Genomic DNA, 20,003 nt, shown 5'->3' with positions numbered 1-20,003 from the left:
ACGGAAAAACCGTCCCATCCCCTTCGGAGAGAGAAATACAGATCAGTAGCCCACCACGTCGCCGTCCCTACGGGAGTCGGCTCCTCCTATGAGGGTCGATTTATCGGGATCGAAACATATCCCCTGGGCGCCCCCGAAGTAGAGGTCGAACTCGTCCCTCACCTTTATCTGATGCCCTCTGAGCTTCAGTACGTCCAGGGTGCTCTGAGGAATTCGAGACTCCAGCTGAAGGACGTCCGGTTTGGTCCCTATGGCCCGACAGGTAAACCTGGGGGCCTCTATGGCCTCATCCATGGTCATGTCGAAATCCACGACGTTGGTCATTATCTGAGCCACAGAGGTTATGATCCTCCAGGCTCCGGGAGTTCCCAGTGCCATAAAGGGCCTTCCCTGAGGATCGACCACTATGGTCGGACTCATGGAGGAAAGAGGCCTCTTTCCCGGCTCGGGAGCGTTTACGCTCTCGGGATTGGAGGAGAAGTCGTCCATCTCGTCGTTGTAGACGAATCCGAACTCCGGGTCTATCATGCTGGCTCCAAAGAAGTAGTTGACCGTCTGGGTCATGGAGACGATGTTCCCCGAGGCGTCCGCCACGGAGACATGGGTCGTGGACCAGTGCTCGTCGACGGAGGGATCGCTCTTGGGAACCTCCTGCATGGCCTTGTCCTCGTCTATCCTGTCCGCCAGGGTCTTGGCGTACTTCTTGGACTCGAGCATACCGTAGGGAATGTTGACGAAAGACGGGTCTCCGAGGAAGTTACCCCTGTCCGAAAAGGCCATCTTGAAGGCCTCCGCCATGGTGTGAATCGTCCTGGGAGAGTTGTGGCCCCAGTCGGAGAGGGGGAAGTTCTCCAGTATGTTCAGTATCTCGACCAGAGTTATGCCACCCGACGAGGGAGGACACATCGAATATATTTTGTAGTCCCTGTAGGTTCCCTCGGAGGGAAGTCTCAACACCGGCTGATAACGCTGAAGATCGTTCATGGTCATGATGCCGCCCTGGTTGCGGATGTTGTCCACCATGGAACGACCGATGGGACCGTTGTAGAAGGCGTTCTTTCCGTCCTTCGCTATCAGGCGGAAGGCCTTGGCCAGCTTGGGCTGCTTCACTACCGATCCCGCCTCAAGGGGAAGACCGTCCTTGAGGAAGGGATTGTCCTTCTCCGGAGTGAACTTGGACAGATCGCCGAAGTGGCTTTCCACAGCTCCCGCAGTTGTCGGAGAAAGGGGAACTCCCTGCTCGGCGAGCCTAATGGCGGGCTCTATCACCTCGGCCAGGGTCATCGTGCCGTAGAGGTCCAGAGCCATCTGATAACCGGCCAGGGTTCCTGGAACTCCGACCGCCAGAGGACCGTAGGCGCTTATCTTGTCCGCCTTGGCCTTCTCCGAGGAGTACATATCCTTCGTGGCCCCGGAAGGAGCCTCCTCGCGGTAGTCCAGTGCGACGACCTTTCCGGTGTCGGCCATCCGAATCACCATGAAACCGCCTCCGCCTATGCCGGAGGCGTTGGGCTCCACCACGTTGAGAGCCAAGCCCGTCGCCACGGCAGCGTCCACCGCGTTTCCGCCCTTCTTCAGTATCTCGACTCCCGCCTCGGCCGCCAGTTTGTTGGCGGCGGCCACCATTCCCTTGGAAGCGGTTACGTCCTTCACCTCGTGAGATCCGGCTCCGAAAGCGACTCCCACCGAGATCGTCACGACCGCCACAGCGGTCGCCAAACCGATTATTCGTCTCCTCACATCTTTCCCTCCTCGTTTTTCTCTCTACTTCCCGTCGAACCGATCGTCCGATAGGGGCGACAGGAAAGCTCCTATACCGCTCTCTATCATTTCCTCGTAAGATGGGATGTTCTCCACCTCTACGGCTCCGCCCTCTTTGACGTCCCCGAGCATCTCCACGAAAAGCCTTATGGCCTCCACGTGTCTGGCGGTCCTCAGGTCCAGAGGCTGATCCCCCTCGTAAGGGATGAACAGCCTTCCCAGCTCCGCCGCCTTCAGGTAGGCCTTGTCCTCACCGGTCAGCACCAGGGCCTCGTCGGTTCGACCTCTGAGTCGTCCCTGACTTGGGTTGCCCGACTCCATGAGTATGGCCATCGTGTCGGTGTTGTCGCCCCACTCTCTGTGGCTGAGGCCTCTGAAATTGACCGGCGAAGGCTCGAGCCTCATGGGGACACCTCCCATCTCCAGTTCCATTGACACCATGGCAGCCAGCTCCATGGCCCTGTCGTGAGCCACTATTGCGTTGACCACCGGGTACTCCGGAGATGCCTCGTGAAGGTCGAAGGCCAGGTCCACCTTCTCATCTCTGAGCAGCTGAATCAGCGCATATGCAACCTGCTGGGTCAGGGCATCGTCCTTCACCCCCGGATAGGCCCTGTTGAGGTTGCTCTTGGAGCTTCCCGCCAACTGTTGCCCCGACTGAGCGTGTATGTATATGTCCGGATCGGGCCACTGATAGACCGGGTTGCTCGCCCTGGAGCCGTAACGGAACCAACGGGTCCCTCCCGGAACGTCCAGATGAAAATACTGAGGCGACGCCTCCTGAGGCGAGTTATGACCCATTGCAGTCATGTTGGCGAAGGGTATCACTATGAGCTTACCCTGGGTAACCCGAGCTCTCTCGAGGTATATGATCGCCGTCATGGTACCGGCCGGTTCGTTAGGATGGGTTCCTCCCATGATCATCACAGTACCTCCAGGAACTCCGCTGTCCTGAACGTAGACGGGGGTATCCGCCGGGGTTCCCTCGAGGGGCTCGAACCAGTCGGAGAGCATCCTCTTTACGAACCCCTCGGAGGGCTTCACTGGATCGGGCTCTCTCATCGCCAGAAAACTTTGGGCCGACAGGAAAGAGAGGACGCAAACCGCCACCAGCAGGGCTACCGCCGTAGCGGCATTTCCCTTAAAAGTCTTCACGGTCACACCTCCCTACTTGACCAAAAGGAAACGGAGCACCAGGGGAACGAGCACCATGGCAGCTGTCACCTGCTTCCAGAAGGAGCGCTCCCTGAACATACAACGGGCCACGAGAGCCATCACGAACAGGACTATAGCTCTGTATATCAAGGTCATCATCCGGCTCCACCTCCTAGAAAATCAACTTCGCCAGAGGCTTGGCCATGAGTATTACGGCTATGCCCCATCCGGCTGTGAGGACCGCGGGGAACATGCAGTGCCTCAGTACCTTGAAGTAATTTTCCTCCCCTACCACCTGGGCGGCGAATATACCGGCCAAGGCGGTGGGAGGCATCAGATCGCCCAAAGACGCCACAAGGCTGAGGGCGGAGGCCACCACTATCTCGTTCTGACCGAGCAAAGCCAGCAGGAAAGGCACCCCCAGGACCGAGGCGGATCCGAAGGACGAAACCGCACCGAAAAGGGGCATGGACGTCGCTATCCCCAGATATAGGGTCCATGAAGGTAAGGCCAGGGCCGAGACAACGACGAAGCCTCTCACCCCGGTCAAGGTCATTATCTGGATGAACATACCGACCCCCATAAGTATTCCCATGACTGGAAGGGCCTCGTCGATCGCCTCCGTCACTGTCTCAAGGGCATTCCATCTGGACCCGGAAAGCAGCCCCGTCGCGGAGGCCAGAAGAAAATCGAGGGGCATGCCCAAAGACGGCCATATATGGGGAAACATCCTCTCTCCCCCCAACAGGATCACCAACACCGCCACGGGCAGGAAGAGCCTCGGCGTCAGGGCGACTCCGCTCATCCTGGCCAGTTCGGCGTCCAGCTCGGCCTCGTCCCGATCTTTCCTGACGTAGGGGTATATGAGCAGAAGGGAGCAGATCACCGCCAGAGGAAGAGTACATACCAGCAGGGGAAAGCCGAATCCCACGTAGGGGATATCGACTCCGGCCCCTATTATCATGGCCGGTATGCTTATGGGAGGGGCTATCATCCCGAACAGAGCTCCCATGGATATGGCTGCGGCGGTCTTCACCACCGGAACCCCAAGCTTTATCAGTACCGGAGCCACCAGAGCACCGGTGGTCAGGACCGCCGCGGTGGACGAGCCGGTTATCATGCCGGGGATCATTATAAGGAACATTATCCCGAGGCTCAGAAATACGGGATAGTTCCTGAACCGCTTTATGACCCAGGCGGCCACAGAGTCGAGTAGACCTATACGCTGGACCACCTTCATGAAGATCATGGCGGTGGCTATTATCAGTATGGTATCTATGTAGCCGAACTCTCCCTCGATCAGGTGTCTTATGGGAACGCCGTTTCCGGATGCCAGAGCTCCGGACATGGCCGCCAAGGCCATGGCGACGGCTATGGGGAGCTTCCAGGCGAAGGCGGAAAAGGCGAAAACCCCTATCATCAGGAGGGTGTACATTCCCTCCGGCCAAAACCACGACATAGCGTAGATCTACCTACAGGATTTCCCAGGAGGCAAGGATCTTCTCCAGAGGAGCCTTGGTCCCTCTGACGTTGGGAACGACCTCGGGATCCACCGGTTTATCTCCGAGAAGGCTCTCGAAAAGACCGTCCTGATCAGCCCCATCCACCAGAATAAGGCCGTCCGAATAGGGAACGGCGGCGGATATGAACAGATCGGACAAGGTTCCTCTGCGCCCCGGCCCTCCGACGTGCATGACCAACACCTTGACTCCGTCGGTCTTCGCCTTGTCCAACAGGGCCTCGGCTCTGGCTACCTCCTGATCCTTGTCGATCCCGGCGGCCCCCAGTCCCTTGGAGCTGCCCCCCACCACCGCTATGAGTACCTTGTGACCCGACAGGTCGTCGGCCTTCATTAGAGGATCGTAGTCGGGCTTGACGCTCAAGGACTTGAGCACTACCTTGACCATCATGGCGTCCGGGCTCTGACCCACCGAGGTCAGGGCTACGTCCTCCGCCGACGCGAAGGACCCGGTGGTCACGGTCACTATAAAAGCCGTCACGAGACCTATAAGATATCTTTTCATCTCATTACCTCCTCGAAAATATGAAAAAACTGTAGGGCGGCGAGATCTGAAATCCATCTCGCTACCCTACAGTCTAAGCTCGAATATCCAAGGAATCCATATTTTCTATCTTTTTTATCACGGCAACCCTTTATCTACGTCACTCGTCCAAGGGAATCAAGCCGGACCGATCCTCCAACACGAAGCGATCCAGCCGTTCCGTAAGCCTCCTGGCACCGTCGGCCATCTCGCCGGATCTGACCGAGACCCTCTCGGTCCCCTCCGAGATCCTGTCTGCCGACGATTTCACGACGCTCATAAGCTCCACCGATCTCATGGTAGCCTGAGTCACAGCCTCTACAGCCTTGGCCATCTCCTCCGTGGAGGCCGACTGTTCCTCCGCCTGGGACGCCAGGGTCCTCATAACGTCGTCTACCAACCCTGTCAGCTCAAGGGTCCTGTCCAAGCCGGCCTTGGCTTCGTCCACCCCCTTGGCGACCCGATCCATGGCCTCCACCGTCTCCTCGGTGGATCTTATCGCCACCGACGAATCGGCCTGAAGCTTCTCTATCATCGATCCGACCTTGCCCGCCGCATGAGCGGACTCCTCCGCCAGCTTGCGCACCTCCTCGGCCACCACTGCGAAGCCACGACCGGCCTCTCCCGCCCTGGCCGCCTCGATAGCGGCGTTTAGAGCCAACAGATTCGTCTGGTCCGCTATGGTAGTTATGGTCTCCACGAACTGAGATATGGAACGCACAGAGTCGGCCAGGCTTCTGATTCCCTCGGCCCCGGACCTAGATCTCTCGTCGGCACCTTTGATCTCCTCGAACATACCGTCCAGGCCGGACTCCACCTCTCCCGAGACCTTCACCATGGCAGCGGTTCTCCCCGCTCCTTCGGATATCTTGTCGGCGGTGGATCTCGCACTGGAGGAAACCTCCTCTATGGAGGCGTTGATCTCCTCCAAAGCGGCGGAGTTGTTCTCTATCAGATCTGCCATCTCTCCTACCGAGACCAGAGTTTCATCCATGGCGATCCTCTGATCGTCCGAAACCGACGCCAATTCCTCCGAACGTCTCCCGGTAATCGACGCCTCCTCCTCGACCTCCGAAAGAGCTCCTCCAAGCTTCTTAACCGTCTCGTCCAAGGAGGAACTGATGGAGGATATCTCGTCTCCGTCGGAATCCTCGAACCTCACGGTCAGATCGCCATCGGCCATTCTCTCTATGGTGCCAACCATGGATCCGATCCTTCTCGTGACCTTTCGGACCAACCAGAGGACCACAGCGACCGTAGCGATCAAACCACAGACTATAGCCGCCAGTACCTTTAGGGCCAAGGAATCGACCTCTTTCCTGAGATCCGATACGTAGAGCCCCGTACCGTACCACCACCCCCAGGGGGAGTAGCCCTTCACGTAGGCGACCTTTTCCTCCACCTCTCCGGAGTTCGAGTTGAGCCAGTTATAGACCAGAACTCCCTCACCGGAGCTCCTTATGATATTTACGAACTCCCGGTGGACCCAGACGCCGTTCTCGTCCTGGCTATCCAGCCTTTTTCCCCTTCCATGACCCTGAAAGGGGATGGTCACACGCTGATCCATATCGTAACCAAACAGGTAATCCTCGCCGTTATAGCGCATCTTGGAGATCTCCTCCGAGGCCATCCTCCGGGCCTCCTCTCCGGAAAGCCCTCCGGATCTCTCCATCTCTCCGTAATACCTCACGATATCGTCGGCAACGTCTACGACGGCCTTGACCGTCGCCAACCTCTGTTCATATAGAGAACCGTAGCCTACTCTGTAGACGGTCACGACTATGCCGATTCCCAACAAGAACAAGCACCGTCACCACCGGGATCGTCACCGAAAGAAACAGCCTCTTTTTCCTTTTTCTCACTCCCGTCCCCCCCTCTCAACTCTATCCCATGGACAAACCTCCTCTTAGAACATCATACACAACAAGGCGTATTATTTTCAATGTTTTTCGAATAAAAAGACTAGCGCTGCGATCCGCAGTAGTAGCTTCTGGGGCGGCCGCTTCTTCCGTCCTCCTGACGTCGCACCTTTTTGAGCTGTCCCCTTCTAACCAGGTACTCCAGATACCTATTGGCGGTGGGATAGGACACCCCCGTCAGGTCCGCCACCTCCGAGGCGGACAGATAGACCCCTTTCGATAAAAGCAAATCGTAGACCTTACGGGCCGTGTCCTCCGAAATTCCCCTGTCCCCTCCCTCCCATCGGGCAGCCCTCCTGTAGCGGGAGAGCTCCCTATGAAGGGCTATCCTGGCGGAGAAATCGGCCAGGCGGATAGGCTTCGAGACAAAATCGTCCGCCCCCGCCATTATCAGCTCTCGGGCGACATCCGGTCGCTCTTCAACGGTAAGAGCCATAAGCACCACCGACGAAGAGAGCTTTCTGGCCCTTCGTATCACCTCTAATCCGCTCATTATCGGCATATGAAAATCCACCAACAGTACGTCGATTGTATCGTCGGAGACCCAGTTCAGAGCGACCTCGGGATCGTCGGAGGTCCTCATGGACCATCCCTGAGATGACGCCATAACCTCCAACGTGTAGAGGACCTCCCTGTCGTCGTCAACCGCGCCCAGATAAAGGCTCATATTTACCACTCCTATCCTCGAAAGGCGGTGCGCTCAGCTCGACCGAGGCTCCACCGTCCGGACCGATCCCCAACTCGAACTTCCAACCGTGGGAATCGGTCACATCCCTCACGAAAGCCAGTCCTAGACCGGAGGATCCCCACCGGGATCCTCCCTTGTCGATATAGTCTCCGAACCCCGGCCCGTTATCCCTGACGAAAAGGACGATATTCCCGTCTTGGCTCTCCGAAACTCCGAAGAAGATCCTGGGATCCGAACGCCCTTCCGTCGCCCGATGGGAGTTATCCAGAAGGTTAACTAAAGCCCGGGAAAACCTTATCAGATTGACCCTAATCGAACGGTTCCTCAATTCCTCCGGTACCTTCAGACGTAAAGCCGACGACCACTCCAGCGGCCTTATCTGCGAAAGCGAGTAATCCAACACCTCCGACACAGACACGACCTGCACCGCCATGGGATCCCTTATCTCCGAGATCATCTGGTTCATCCTGGAGGCCGCCCCCTGAATCCTGTCGGAGTGACGAATCGCCATGTGGTCCGTCGAGGTCTGGGATATGACGTCCGACAATCCCATCACCGCCGTCAGAGGCCTCTTCAGATCGTGGACCAGATACTGCATCTCCCGATAGACCCGGCTCTCGGTCTGATCCTGCCTGAGCTTTGACAGCTCTCGCTCCCTTTTTCTCAACAGTCTGAGCTGGGCCAGCCTCTTCTCGTAACCGACGAAAAGTTCCGTTATTACCAATGCCATGGCGAAGCTGAAAACGAAGGACATCGCGCCGACCACGTCGAGCACCACGTCCCTGTCCATCAGTGTAGCCACCTCCTTGATCGCCAGACTGAGCTCGCCCCATCCGAAACCGTAGTCGGTCAACTTGGGGATGACGTCGAGCCATTGCATGGACAGGACCAACGTTCCCAGAACGATCGTCCTGTTTCCCGGCCTTACCACGTCCCGACTCAGATACTGGACCATAACCACGCTGATCAACGCCATCACGGCGGGACCTCCGAAATGAGGAACCGAGGGCATCCGAAAGGCCCATGCCGCCACGTAGGAACCGGGGATCCCCAGCAGAGGTATCCATCGACCCGAGCCGGGGGTATCTACGTCCCTGAAATACTGTCCCAGCAAAAACCATCCTGTGTAGAGCATAAAGGCCCTGAATGCGTTGGTCCCCACCAAGACCGTGGCCGAGACCAGGAGAAAACCGCTGTCCAGAAGCCTCACCGACCTGTCCAACATGGACAGCACCGCCCTTATGGGCCAATCGACGAAATGGGACAAAATCCAGGCAAAGAGCAACCCTGAGGCCCATAAGACTAAGGCCGGCCTTTTCTCCGACAAAACCATCACCCCTTCAGATTAAGGGTACAGCACTACAGCCCATGACGGAAGATCTTACTTATTTGACAGGCCAAAATTTTCAGGCTAAGATGACAAAAGACGGAAATCCTGCAAGAAATAACTTATATGATTTTTTTCAACTACGAAAGGGGGGCGAATGCCTTGCTCAAAGAAAAGATAATCGCCGGAATGAAGGGCTTTTCCTCCACCCAGGCCAAGGTAGCCCGTTTCATACTGGAGAACCCCAGGGAGGCCCCGTTCATGACGGCGAGTCAGATGGCGGAGTCGGTGGACACCAGCGAGTCGTCGGTAATACGGTTCGCGTCCATACTGGGCTATTCCGGCTACCCCGAGCTGAAGGAGGCCATGAAGAGCCTCTTGCTGGATCAGATGACCACCATAGAGAGGATGGCCGTCTACGACGACGACCCTAGGGAATCGCCCTGTCACAGGATAATGACTCTGGACATGCTGGACCTGGGGGAATCCCAGACCAACCTGAACCCCCAGGGCATCCGTTCCTGGGCCTCGGAGGTACTCGAGGCCCCCGCCATCTACATGGCTGCCCAGAGAAGCTCCCTCGCCCTGGCGGGATACCTTTCCTTTTATCTCAGCTGGTTTCATCCCTCGGTGCACCAGCTGAACGACACCCTCATAAGAGAACAGCTGACCACGGCTCCGAAAGGCAGCATGATGATGGGGATAAGCTTCCCCAGATATTCCAGATGGACCGTAGAGGCCATGAAGCTGGGCCGGTCTCTGGGACTGACCCTGACGGCCATAAGCGATAGCCCCCATAACCCGATGACGGAGGCCGAACCGGAACACGTGTTGACCGCCCCGTGCAGGCACATCTCCTTCATCGACTCTCTGACCGCCCCTATGAGCCTGATGAACTGCCTGATAATGGCGGTCGCGGACGAGATGGGCGACGAAGCCAAGAAGAGACTTCAGGAACTGGAAGAACTCTGGACCGAAAACCCGGTCTACACGGTCAAGTGAACCGTAAAACTATCAGGAGGTGTGAAGGGGAATGGATTTCGGCAAACTGATACCAAGGAGCTACAAAAACGAGCTCAGAAAGGCGGTTCGAGGCGAGGGAATATACCTCTACGACGAGGACGGCAAGGAGTTCATCGACGGATGTAGCGGGGCCCTCATCTCCAGCCTGGGACACGGCAACGAAGAGGTGGCGAAGGCCGTATACGATCAGCTCGTTAAGCTGGAGTTCGCCCATCCCTCCAGATGGAGAAACGACGCCACCCTTGAGGCGGCGGAGGAAGTGGCGTCCATAGCTCCCGGAGACCTGAAGAACGTCTGGTTCGTCAGCGGAGGCAGCGAGGCCATAGAGTCGGCACTCAAAATCGCCAGACAGTATTTCGTAGAGAGGGACGGCAAGGGGTCCGGCAAGACCACTTTCATTGCCCGTTGGAACTCCTATCACGGTTCCACCATAGGGACCATGGGACTGGCCGGAAGCATGCCTCGTCGGAGGGACTTCACCCCCCTTTTCCAGGAGACGCCGAAGATCCAGCCCCACTACTGCTACAGATGCCCCTACGGACAGACCTATCCGTCCTGCGGGGTGAGATGCGCCAGGTCTCTGGAGAACGAGATACTCCGCCTGGGACCGGAAAGGGTGCTGGCCTTCGTGGCCGAACCGGTGGTGGGGTCGACCGTGGGAGGGCTCCATCCTCCGGTGGAATACTGGCCCATCGTCAGGGAGATCTGCACCAAATACGACGTACTGCTCATCGCAGACGAGGTCATGACCGGGATAGGACGGACAGGCAAGGCCTTCTGCGTGAACCACTGGGACGTGATTCCCGACATCATCTGCTCCGCCAAGGCCATGGCCAGCGGCTACTCCCCAGCCGGTGCCATCTTGGTCAGTCAGAAATTGGTAGACGTATTGAAAGGAGGCTCCGGAGCCTTCCAGCACGGACATACCTACAACGCCAACCCCGCCACGGCCGCGGCGGTGACGGCAACCCTTCGGATAATGAAGCGGGACGGATTATTCGAGAACGCCGCTGCCAGAGGCGAGGAACTCATGAAGGGACTGAGGGAACTCATGGACATCCCCATAGTGGGAGAGGTCCGAGGCATGGGGCTCATGAGAGGTGTGGAGATAGTGGCGGACAAGGCCACCAAGGCTCCGTTCCCGGCGAAGACCAAGGCCGCCGCCGTGGTCACATCCTGCTGCATGGACCACGGCCTGGTGGTATACCCCGGAACGGGCATGATCAGCGGAGTGGCCGGAGACCAGTTCCTGGTGGCCCCTCCCCTGATAGTAACGTCGGAACAGATAGGAGAGATACTTGCCAGACTCCGTAAAGGACTGGAGGACGCGGTTAAAAAACTGAACGGCTAGATATCGCCAACCGAGACACTGGAGGTGGTCGAAAAAAACGGACCTGGAGAACCGACGGTAACGAGAGAGGAAATATTTCCCTAAATCCGAGAGGAGGAGATCAAGAAGATGAAGAGAAAGGCTATAGCACTTGCCCTGTTGTTCGCGGTGGCCCTTACCGGCACCGCCATGGCGAAGACGTTCATAACCATAGGATCCGGAGGGGTCGGAGGCACCTACTACCCCCTGGGAGGCTCGATGGCCGAGGTACTGACCAAGGCGAACATAGACGTCAAGGCTACATCCCGCTCCACCGCGGCATCGAAGGAAAACTGCCGTCTGGTCGCATCTGGAAGAGCCCAGATAGGCATGACCATGGGATCCACCCTCTACCAGGCCTTCACCGGCACGGAGGCCTTCGAGAAGGACGGCAAGCTTCCCCTGGAGATCCTCTTCAACATGTATCCCGCCCCGGAGCATCTCGTCACGACGACCAAGACCGGGATCACCTCCTTCGAGGAGATCAAGGGCAAAAGGGTCTCCATAGGGGCCCCCTGAAGCGGCAATCAGGTACTCGCCAGGATGATACTGGCCGCCGCCGGTATAGATCCGGAAAAGGACTTCTCCATGCAGCAGCTGACCCAGCCGGAAGCCGCTATGGCCCTCAAGGACGGCAACCTGGACGCGGTGTTCTGGAACTTCGCGGCTCCGGGATCGGCGGTCCTCGAGGTCGCTGCGGTTCGCGACGTAGTCCTCATCCCCCTTCCGGAGGATCTGGTGAAGAAGGTCGTGGAGGACAACTCCTTCCTCTTCCCCTATACCATAAAGAAAGAGGTCTACCCCGGCCAGCCTAAGGACGTCCTCACAGTGGCAGACGGTAACTACCTTGTGGTCAAGAAGGGAATGGACGAGAAGCTCGGCTACGACCTTGCCAAGACCCTCATAGACAACAGAAAGGCCTTCATGCAGGTAACCCAGCAGGCGGTCCACTTCGCCCCCGAAGAGGCCAGCGTGGGTATAATCCCCTTCACCCCGGGAGCGGTGAAATTCTTCAAGGAGAAGGGCATCGAGATCGACTAAGGGCGACAAGAAGATTCCATGTAATCGAGGGCTCCCGAAATTTCCGGGAGTCCTTATATCCCCCACTTCGGAGGTTTTCATATGAGCGAAGAAATCCTAAAAAACCCGCTTCCGGTGGAGGAACCGGACTCCAAAAAACGGACCCTCACGGGATGGCAATACACGCTGGTGGCGGGGCTGGCTTTGGCCGCTTCGTCCTTTCACCTCTACACCGCAGCCTTCGGGCTTTTCGCCGCCATGTACCAGCGCAGCGTTCACTGGCTTTTCATGGGCGTCATACTGTTTCTGATATACCCGGCATCCAAAAACCGACCAAAAGACCGCATAGACCCTCTGGACTGGGTCCTGGCGATCCTTCTCGCCATAGGATGTCTCAACATATTGCTGAACTGGCAGGAGATAGCCATCAGACAGGGGGCCCCCATAGCCTCCGACGTCTATCTTGGAGTGATAATGGTGGTCCTCGTCATAGAGGGAACCAGAAGAGCCATGGGATGGCCGCTTCCGATAATGGCGATCATATCGCTGCTCTACGCGTTCTTCGGCCCCTACTTCCCCGGGATACTGGCCCACGGAGGAATTCCCATAGGGGAACTGGCTCCCTTCCAGTACCTAAGGACCGACGGAATATTCGGGGTACCCCTGGGGGTCTCGGCCAGTTTCATCTTCCTCTTCGTCCTTTTCGGGGCCTTCCTGAGCACGTCCGGAGCGGGACAGTTCTTCATAGATCTGGCCGTCGCTCTGACAGGGCGGAGTCAGGGAGGACCTGGAAAGGCGGCGGTGGTCTCCAGCGCCCTCATGGGAACCGTCTCGGGCAGTTCCTGCGCCAACACGGTCACCACCGGGGCATTCACCATCCCACTGATGAAGCAATCGGGCTACAGAAGCGAGTTCGCCGGTGCCATAGTGGCGGCGGCCTCGACGGGAGGACAGGTAATGCCCCCTGTCATGGGGGCGGCGGCCTTCATAATGGCCCAGTTCCTCGGCATATCCTACTGGGAGATCGTCGTGGCAGCGGCCATACCGGCCACCCTGTACTTCGTATCAATAATGGCCATGGTCCACTTCAGGGCCGGCAAGATCGGCATGAAACGGCTTAGCGGAGAGGACCTTCCAAAGGCCGGCAAGGTCCTTAAAGAGGGATGGCATCTGCTGATCCCCATAATCACCTTGATAGCGTTCCTCGCCACAGGCTACTCGCCGGTGAAGGCGGTCTTCTGGTCCATAGTCTTTCTGATCGGCTGTTCCTGGATCGGCAAAAAGGAACACCGCATGACCCCCAGAAGGATACTCCAGGCCATGATAGACGGCGCCATAGGAGCGGTGGACGTGGCAGCGGCATGCGCCTGTTCGGGGATAGTCATAGGGGTGATAGGGATCACCGGAGTGGGACTGGCCTTTTCCTCCTTCGTCCTCAGCCTCTCCCACGGCATACTGCCCTTGGCTCTGATGCTCACCATGGTCGGATCGATAATACTCGGCATGGGGGTTCCCACCACGGCCCAGTACATCATAACCTCGACCCTGGCGGCTCCGGCCCTGGCGGAGATGGGAGTTCCCATGATGGCGGCCCACCTCTTCTGCCTCTACTTCGGGGTTCTGGCGGACGTCACTCCTCCCGTGGCCCTGGCCACCTACGCGGCCTCGGGAATAGCGAAGTCGAACCCGATGAAGACCGGATTCACCGCTCTGGTAGTCGCAGTGGCGGGATTCCTCGTTCCATATATGTTCGTGTATAACCACTATCTCCTGTTCCAGGGAAACATCTTCCAGATAGCCATAGGCTGCGGCTCGGCCTTCCTGTGCATCATAGGACTGGCCTCCGGCGTTCAGGGCTACTTCCTGACCCACATAAACATCGTGGAGAGAGCCGCTTTGCTAGCGACGCCGTTTTTGATAATAGCTCCCTACATGACCGCCAATCTGGTAGCGGTTGGGCTCATGGTAGCGGTGTTCATGTTCCAGAAGCTCAAGCTGTCGAGAGCCGCCCAGCTGTCGTCCGACGGATAAGAGGGAGACGAAGTACGACGTTAGAAAGGAGTTGTCCAGTCCCATGCCCATAAAAGTGGTTAAACCGGTCATGTCGCCTTCCGAGGCGGTCTCCTCCATAAAGGACGGAACCTCGATCATGGTCGGAGGATTCAACTACGGAGGTGTTCCCTACACCCTGGTGGAGGCCCTCTGCGAAGCCGGCACCAAGGACCTGCATCTGATAGCCAACGATACGGTCTACGCCGACGACAGACACCCCGACGGGATAGGACACGGTTCCCTGGTGGTGAACGGACAGGTATCCAAGGTGACGGCCTCCCATATAGGTCTCAACAAGGTGACCCAGAAGCTCTACAACGAGGGGAAAATGGAGCTGGAGCTCGTCCCTCAGGGAACCTTCGTCGAGAGGATAAGGGCCGGTGGATTCGGCCTCGGAGGATTTCTCACCCCCACAGGGGTGGGAACGGTCGTGGAGGAAGGCAAACAGGTGATGGAGATCCAAGGGAAAAAGTACATCCTGGAGCTCCCCCTGAAAGCCGACGTGGCATTGATAAAAGCCCACAAAGCAGACCGCTACGGGAACCTGACCTATTTCGGAACGAACAGAAACTTCAATCCCGCCATGGCCACGGCGGCGGACCTGGTAATAGCGGAGGTGGACTCGGTGGTGGAACAGGGGGAGATCGACCCCAACGACGTGGTCACTCCGGGAATCCTTGTGGATATTCTAGTGCTGAAGGGGGACTCCTACTATGCTTCCCGTACTTGATGGAGAACTGATACGCCATCGCATAGCCCGACGGATCGCAATGGACCTGGAGGACGGCTCGGTCGTAAACCTGGGAATAGGAATTCCCACCCTGGTATCGGACCACATACCTGAAGGGATCGAGGTCGTCTTTCAGACCGAGAACGGGGTGGTCGGAGCGGGACCTAAGCCGGAAAAGACCGACTGGCGCTTCATAGGCGCCGGAGGCAGATGTCTGACCATACTGCCTGGAGGCGCCCTTGTGGCCAGCGACTTCAGCTTCGGCATGATAAGGGGCGGCCATCTGGACGCCACGGTGCTGGGAGCTCTTCAGATAGACGAGGACGCCAACCTGGCCAACTGGATGGTGCCGGGAAAGATGGTGCCGGGAATGGGAGGGGCCATGGACCTGGTCTCGGGGGCCAGAAGGGTTATAGTCGCCACCACCCATGTAACGAAAAAGGGAGAGCCCAAGATAATACCCAAGTGTACACTGCCCCTCACCGGGACCGACGTGGTGGACACGGTGGTAACCGAGTTCGCCCTGTTCCGGTTTATCGATGGGAAACTGACCCTCTGCGAGATAGCACCGGAGGTCACCCTCGAGGACATCCAGGAACACACGGCAGCCTCCTTCGCCGTGGTGGAAGATCTGCCCACGATGAAGGGCTGCGACATGGAGAAAGAGGAGCGTGAAGCCTGATGGGCAAACCGGTAATATTGAGCGCCTGTAGAACTCCCGGGGGAAAATACGGAGGTTCCCTTTCCAAGAAGACCGCTCCGGACCTGGGGGCCATAGCGATAGCCGAGGCTATAAGACGCTCCGGCGTATCACCGGACGACCTGGGAGAGGTGATAATGGGCAACGGATGGCAGGCGGGAGTGGGAGCCAACCCTGCCCGAATCGCCATGTATCGTGCCGGCGTTCCTTCGTCGATTCCGGCCTTCACGGTGAACAAGAGATGCGGTTCCAGCGTCAAGACCGCCATGCTGATAGCAGACAGAATCCGCCTGGGGGACATAAAGGCAGGGGTCGCCGGAGGAATGGAAAGCGCAAGCAACGTCCCCTTCTTGCTGGAAGGAGCCAGATGGGGATACCGAATGGGAGACAAGACGGCTCTGGACGGCCTCCACAGAGACGGATTCATGTGTCCTCTGGCTGGGATGATGATGGGCGCCACCGGGGAGATTCTGGCAGAGGAAAACTCCATTTCCCGGGAGGAACAGGACGGCTACGCCCTGGGAAGCCACAGAAAAGCCGTGGCGGCCATAGAGTCGGGGGCCTTCAGGGAAGAGATAGTTCCCGTGACGATAAAGGACCGTAAAAAGGGCGAGATAACGGTGGACACCGACGAGATACCCAGGGCTGACACCTCTCTGGAAAAGCTGGCGAAACTGCCCCCGGTGTTCCGGAAGGACGGCACCATCTCGGCGGGCAGCAGCTCCGCCCTCTGCGACGCCGGAAGCGCCATGGTAATAGCCGACGAGGACTGGGCAAGGGCCAACGGCTACGAGCCTCTGGCGGAGATACTGGGCTACTCTCCCGGAGCGCTGGACGCCGAACACATGGGGCTTGGACCTACCGTAGCCACCCCGAAAGCCCTGGAGATGGCCGGGCTGAAACTGGAAGACATGGACCTGATAGAGCTGAACGAGGCCTTCGCGGTACAGGTCCTGGCGGTACACCGCAACATGCCCTTCGACATGGACCGATGCAACGTCTTCGGAGGAGCCATAGCCCTGGGACACCCCATAGGCGCGACCGGAGCCAAGCTCATAGCTACCCTGGTCCACGGTCTCAGACGCAGGGACCAGGAGCTTGGGCTGGTCACTGCCTGCATAGGCGGAGGCCAGGGAGTCGCCATGGTGCTCAAACGCCTTTAGTTCTAATATTCCATAAAACGAATCGACGGGGACCTCTTTAAGGGTCCCCGTTTTTCACGGACTAAACCAAGGTCAGCGAAGGTCAACTCCAAGATACGCTAAAACCTTATCAATTCACGGTGAATACAAATATACTCTGTTGCATTTAGTTCTATATATAGACACTAATTTGACAATTACCCCCTCTGGATCTATTCTCGTTAACGGGGAGATAGCTTTCTGAACCAAAGGTCTAGTTTTTGGGGTATAAAGGTAGGTGCATGTTTAGAGGGGTTCCGAATCTCACATCATCGCAGGAGGGTGGAACTATGTCGAAGTTGAGCAAAAAGCGCATCGAGGTAAACGGCGTTCAGATGGACGTGGCGGCCGACGATAACGAGATGTTGGTCAACGTCATCCGCAGGCAGCTCGGACTCACCGGAACGAAACTGGGTTGCGGCAAGGGACAGTGTGGAGCCTGCAACGTCATAATGGACGGCAAGGTCGTAAGATCCTGCATAACCAAATGGAGCAAGGTCCCCGAATGCTCCGAGATACTGACTGTCGAGGGACTCGGCACTCCGACCGCGCTTCACGCCATACAGTGGGCCTTCATAGCCAACGCCGCGGTTCAATGCGGCTTCTGCACCCCGGGCTTCATCATGGCGGCCAAGGCCCTGCTGGACGAAAACCCCTCCCCTACGAGGGAAGAGGTCCGTGACTGGTTCCAAAAGACCCGAAACGTCTGCCGCTGCACCGGCTACAGACACATAGTCGACGCCGTGATGGAGGCTGCCGAGGTGCTAAGAGGCGAAAAGCCGATGACCGACTTCGCCAAAAAACTCAACCCGGACGGAACCCTCTGGGGCTCTTCCTATCCAAGGCCCAGCGCAGCCTTCAAGGTAACAGGGCTCTGGGACTTCGGCGACGACGCCAGGGACAAACTGCCTGAAGGAGCGCTCTATGCGGCCATAGCTCAGGCCGAGGTCTCCCACGCCAACATCAAATCCATAGACACATCCGAGGCAGAGGAGATGCCCGGAGTCTTCAAGGTCATAACCGCCAAGGACGTCAAGGGAAACAACCGTATCAACGGCCTGACCTTCCCGAGCAACAAGGGAGACGGATGGGACCGCCCCATACTGTGCGAGGAGAAGATCTTCCAGTACGGCGACGCCTACGCCATGGTCTGCGCCGACACGGAGGAACACGCCAGAGATGCAGCCAAGGCGATCAAGGTCGACCTGGAGGTCCTTCCAGCCTACCTCAACGCCATGGACGCCAAGGCGGACGACGCCATAGAGATCCATCCCGGAACGCCCAACGTCTACTACGAGCAGGGGATAATCAAGGGCGACGAGACCTCGGATATCATGAAAAAATGCGCCTTCGAGGTAGATGGAGATTTCTACCTACAGAGACAGCCCCATCTGACCATGGAGACCGACGTGGGATACGGCTACTACGACGAGGACGGTGTTCTCTGCATCCACTCCAAGAGCATCGGAATCCACATACACCACGCAATGATAGTGGACGGTCTGGGCCTCGAGCCGGAGAAGCTCCGTCTCATACAGAACAACGCCGGCGGGACCTTCGGCTATAAGTTCAGCCCCACCATGGAGTCCCTCATAGGAGTGGCGGTCATGGCCACGGACAGGCCCGTTTTCCTGCGCTACGACATGGAGCAGCACATAACCTACACGGGCAAGAGATCGCCGTTCTGGATGAACATGCGCTACGGAGCGGACGAAAAGGGACAGATAAAGGCCATGGAGTCGGAGTACTACGTGGACCACGGCCCCTACTCGGAGTTCGGAGACCTTCTGACGGTAAGAGGTGTCCAGTTCATGGGATCCCCCTACGGTATAGAGAACATCAGGGGCAAGGGATACACCGTCTGCACCAACCACGCCTGGGGCTCGGCCTTCCGGGGATACGGATCTCCTCAGGCCTTCCTGGCGACGGAGGTCCTGGTGGACATGCTGGCGGACAAGATGGGGATGGACCCCCTGGACATAAGGGAGAAGAACGTTAACGTCTGCGCCGAGACCGGCGGGACCTTTCCGTCGGGACAGCCCTTCGACGCCTATCCGTTCCCCGAGATGGTCCGGCGGATACGCCCCAAATACGAAGAGGCCAAGAAGAAGGCCGAGGCCGAGTCCACCGACCAGGTCAAACGTGGCGTGGGAATCTCTCTGGGAATATACGGCTGCGGCCTGGACGGAGAGGACAGCAGCTCCGCCGCGGTGGAGATGCTCCCCGACGGGGTCAGGATCTACGACGCCTGGGAGGATCACGGCCAGGGAGCGGACGCCGGTACCAGGGGCACCGCGTCCAAGGCGCTCGAACCACTGGGTCTGAAACCGGAACAGATAAAGCTCTACAAGAACGACACGGCCAAGTGTCCCAACTCGGGACCTGCCGGAGGCAGCCGTTCCCAGGTCATGACCGGCAACGCCATAAGGGTGGCCTGCGAGAAGTTCCTCCACGCCATCAAGAAGGACGACGGCACCTACAGGACCTACGACGAGATGGTCGCTGAAAATCTGCCCCTCAAGTACGAGGGAACCTGGACAGCCACCATGTGCTCCGCCTGTGATCCCGTCACAGGACAGGGAGAGCCCTTCCCGGTCTACATGTACGGTCTATTCATGACCGAGGTCGCCATTGAGGTAGCCACGGGAAAGGCCTCCGTCGAGGGAATGACCCTTATAGCAGACGTGGGAACCATAAACAACAAGGAGGTCGTGGACGGACAGCTTTACGGAGGTATGGCCCAGGGCATAGGCCTGGCTCTCACGGAGGACTTCGAGGACATAGACAGACAGAGGACCATAGCCTCCTGCGGAGTTCCCTACATCAAGGACATACCGGACGCCCTTACGCTGGACTACGTCGAGACCCCGAGGGAACACGGTCCCTTCGGAGCCGCCGGATGCGGCGAGCTTCCTCTGACCGCACCTCACGCCTCGGTGATAAACGCAATCCACGATGCCACGGGAGCCTGGGTAACCCATCTGCCCGCAACCCCCGAAAAGGTGAAGGCAGCCATGGAGGAACTCCGTTAGAGAG

General features: G+C 58.0%; 15 protein-coding genes and 1 pseudogene. 8 read left to right on the top strand and 8 right to left on the bottom strand.

The window, feature by feature from the left end:
* Nucleotides 1–42 precede the first annotated feature (42 nt).
* The 8 genes from ggt to L2W58_RS07255 all read right to left on the bottom strand — a co-directional run bounded on the left by ggt (nucleotide 43) and on the right by L2W58_RS07255 (nucleotide 8,892).
* Nucleotides 43–1,740, bottom strand: coding sequence for a gamma-glutamyltransferase (ggt, locus tag L2W58_RS07290; RefSeq protein WP_236102691.1), 1,698 nt, complete (start codon nucleotides 1,738–1,740; stop codon nucleotides 43–45).
* A gap of 24 nt (nucleotides 1,741–1,764) precedes the next feature.
* Nucleotides 1,765–2,916, bottom strand: a complete 1,152-nt coding sequence (locus tag L2W58_RS07285; RefSeq protein ID WP_236102690.1) for a succinylglutamate desuccinylase/aspartoacylase family protein — start codon at nucleotides 2,914–2,916, stop codon at nucleotides 1,765–1,767.
* A gap of 12 nt (nucleotides 2,917–2,928) precedes the next feature.
* Nucleotides 2,929–3,075, bottom strand: coding sequence for a hypothetical protein (locus tag L2W58_RS07280; protein WP_236102738.1), 147 nt, complete (start codon nucleotides 3,073–3,075; stop codon nucleotides 2,929–2,931).
* A gap of 13 nt (nucleotides 3,076–3,088) precedes the next feature.
* Complete coding sequence (locus L2W58_RS07275) at nucleotides 3,089–4,375, bottom strand: SLC13 family permease (RefSeq protein ID WP_236102689.1); 1,287 nt, start codon at nucleotides 4,373–4,375, stop codon at nucleotides 3,089–3,091.
* 13 nt (nucleotides 4,376–4,388) lie between these two features.
* A complete protein-coding gene (locus L2W58_RS07270) occupies nucleotides 4,389–4,940 on the bottom strand; it encodes a DUF6305 family protein (RefSeq protein WP_236102688.1) in 552 nt (183 codons plus the stop codon).
* A 139-nt stretch (nucleotides 4,941–5,079) separates the two neighbouring features.
* On the bottom strand, nucleotides 5,080–6,762 hold the full coding sequence (locus tag L2W58_RS07265; RefSeq protein WP_236102687.1) for a methyl-accepting chemotaxis protein: 1,683 nt from the start codon (nucleotides 6,760–6,762) through the stop codon (nucleotides 5,080–5,082).
* A 158-nt stretch (nucleotides 6,763–6,920) separates the two neighbouring features.
* Nucleotides 6,921–7,544 (bottom strand): response regulator, encoded by a 624-nt coding sequence (locus tag L2W58_RS07260; protein WP_236102686.1) that lies wholly within the window; start codon nucleotides 7,542–7,544, stop codon nucleotides 6,921–6,923.
* A complete protein-coding gene (locus tag L2W58_RS07255) occupies nucleotides 7,519–8,892 on the bottom strand; it encodes a sensor histidine kinase (protein ID WP_236102685.1) in 1,374 nt (457 codons plus the stop codon). The genes L2W58_RS07260 and L2W58_RS07255 overlap by 26 nt, the downstream gene beginning before the upstream one ends.
* Nucleotides 8,893–9,054: 162 nt before the next feature.
* Here L2W58_RS07255 and L2W58_RS07250 point away from each other — a divergent pair, with 162 nt between their 5' ends.
* The 8 genes and pseudogenes from L2W58_RS07250 (at nucleotide 9,055) to L2W58_RS07215 (ending at nucleotide 19,999) form a co-directional block, all read left to right on the top strand.
* Nucleotides 9,055–9,894 carry a MurR/RpiR family transcriptional regulator gene (locus L2W58_RS07250; RefSeq protein ID WP_236102684.1) on the top strand — a complete coding sequence of 280 codons (840 nt, stop codon included), beginning with the start codon at nucleotides 9,055–9,057 and terminating at the stop codon, nucleotides 9,892–9,894.
* A 31-nt stretch (nucleotides 9,895–9,925) separates the two neighbouring features.
* Entirely contained in the window at nucleotides 9,926–11,266 is a 1,341-nt protein-coding gene (locus tag L2W58_RS07245) for an aspartate aminotransferase family protein (RefSeq protein ID WP_236102683.1), read from the top strand.
* A gap of 108 nt (nucleotides 11,267–11,374) precedes the next feature.
* Nucleotides 11,375–12,325 (top strand): annotated as a pseudogene (locus L2W58_RS07240) (TAXI family TRAP transporter solute-binding subunit).
* An 81-nt stretch (nucleotides 12,326–12,406) separates the two neighbouring features.
* A complete protein-coding gene (locus L2W58_RS07235) occupies nucleotides 12,407–14,335 on the top strand; it encodes a TRAP transporter permease (RefSeq protein WP_236102682.1) in 1,929 nt (642 codons plus the stop codon).
* A 43-nt stretch (nucleotides 14,336–14,378) separates the two neighbouring features.
* A complete protein-coding gene (locus L2W58_RS07230) occupies nucleotides 14,379–15,086 on the top strand; it encodes a CoA transferase subunit A (protein ID WP_236102681.1) in 708 nt (235 codons plus the stop codon).
* Complete coding sequence (locus L2W58_RS07225) at nucleotides 15,070–15,768, top strand: 3-oxoacid CoA-transferase subunit B (protein ID WP_236102680.1); 699 nt, start codon at nucleotides 15,070–15,072, stop codon at nucleotides 15,766–15,768. Before L2W58_RS07230 ends, L2W58_RS07225 begins: the two co-directional genes overlap by 17 nt.
* Nucleotides 15,768–16,949 (top strand): thiolase family protein, encoded by a 1,182-nt coding sequence (locus tag L2W58_RS07220; RefSeq protein WP_236102679.1) that lies wholly within the window; start codon nucleotides 15,768–15,770, stop codon nucleotides 16,947–16,949. Before L2W58_RS07225 ends, L2W58_RS07220 begins: the two co-directional genes overlap by 1 nt.
* Before the next feature lie 308 nt (nucleotides 16,950–17,257).
* Nucleotides 17,258–19,999: a molybdopterin-dependent aldehyde oxidoreductase gene (locus L2W58_RS07215; protein WP_236102678.1), complete on the top strand. Its 2,742-nt coding sequence runs from the start codon at nucleotides 17,258–17,260 to the stop codon at nucleotides 19,997–19,999.
* The last annotated feature ends 4 nt before the right edge of the window (nucleotides 20,000–20,003 follow it).

It is taken from the genome of Dethiosulfovibrio faecalis, assembly GCF_021568795.1.
Taxonomy (GTDB): domain Bacteria; phylum Synergistota; class Synergistia; order Synergistales; family Dethiosulfovibrionaceae; genus Dethiosulfovibrio; species Dethiosulfovibrio faecalis.
Note: the sequence above shows the minus strand (reverse complement) of the source record. Positions and strands in the feature narration are given on the sequence as shown.

What these genes read in the sequence shown, in the direction of transcription:
- L2W58_RS07280 (WP_236102738.1), bottom strand. Translation starts at nt 3,075, where the DNA reads ATGATGACCTTGATATACAGAGCTATAGTCCTGTTCGTGATGGCTCTC.
- L2W58_RS07275 (WP_236102689.1), bottom strand. Translation starts at nt 4,375, where the DNA reads ATGTCGTGGTTTTGGCCGGAGGGAATGTACACCCTCCTGATGATAGGG.
- L2W58_RS07270 (WP_236102688.1), bottom strand. Translation starts at nt 4,940, where the DNA reads ATGAAAAGATATCTTATAGGTCTCGTGACGGCTTTTATAGTGACCGTG.
- L2W58_RS07260 (WP_236102686.1), bottom strand. Translation starts at nt 7,544, where the DNA reads ATGAGCCTTTATCTGGGCGCGGTTGACGACGACAGGGAGGTCCTCTAC.
- L2W58_RS07245 (WP_236102683.1), top strand. Translation starts at nt 9,926, where the DNA reads ATGGATTTCGGCAAACTGATACCAAGGAGCTACAAAAACGAGCTCAGA.
- L2W58_RS07235 (WP_236102682.1), top strand. Translation starts at nt 12,407, where the DNA reads ATGAGCGAAGAAATCCTAAAAAACCCGCTTCCGGTGGAGGAACCGGAC.
- L2W58_RS07230 (WP_236102681.1), top strand. Translation starts at nt 14,379, where the DNA reads ATGCCCATAAAAGTGGTTAAACCGGTCATGTCGCCTTCCGAGGCGGTC.
- L2W58_RS07225 (WP_236102680.1), top strand. Translation starts at nt 15,070, where the DNA reads ATGCTTCCCGTACTTGATGGAGAACTGATACGCCATCGCATAGCCCGA.
- L2W58_RS07220 (WP_236102679.1), top strand. Translation starts at nt 15,768, where the DNA reads ATGGGCAAACCGGTAATATTGAGCGCCTGTAGAACTCCCGGGGGAAAA.
- L2W58_RS07215 (WP_236102678.1), top strand. Translation starts at nt 17,258, where the DNA reads ATGTCGAAGTTGAGCAAAAAGCGCATCGAGGTAAACGGCGTTCAGATG.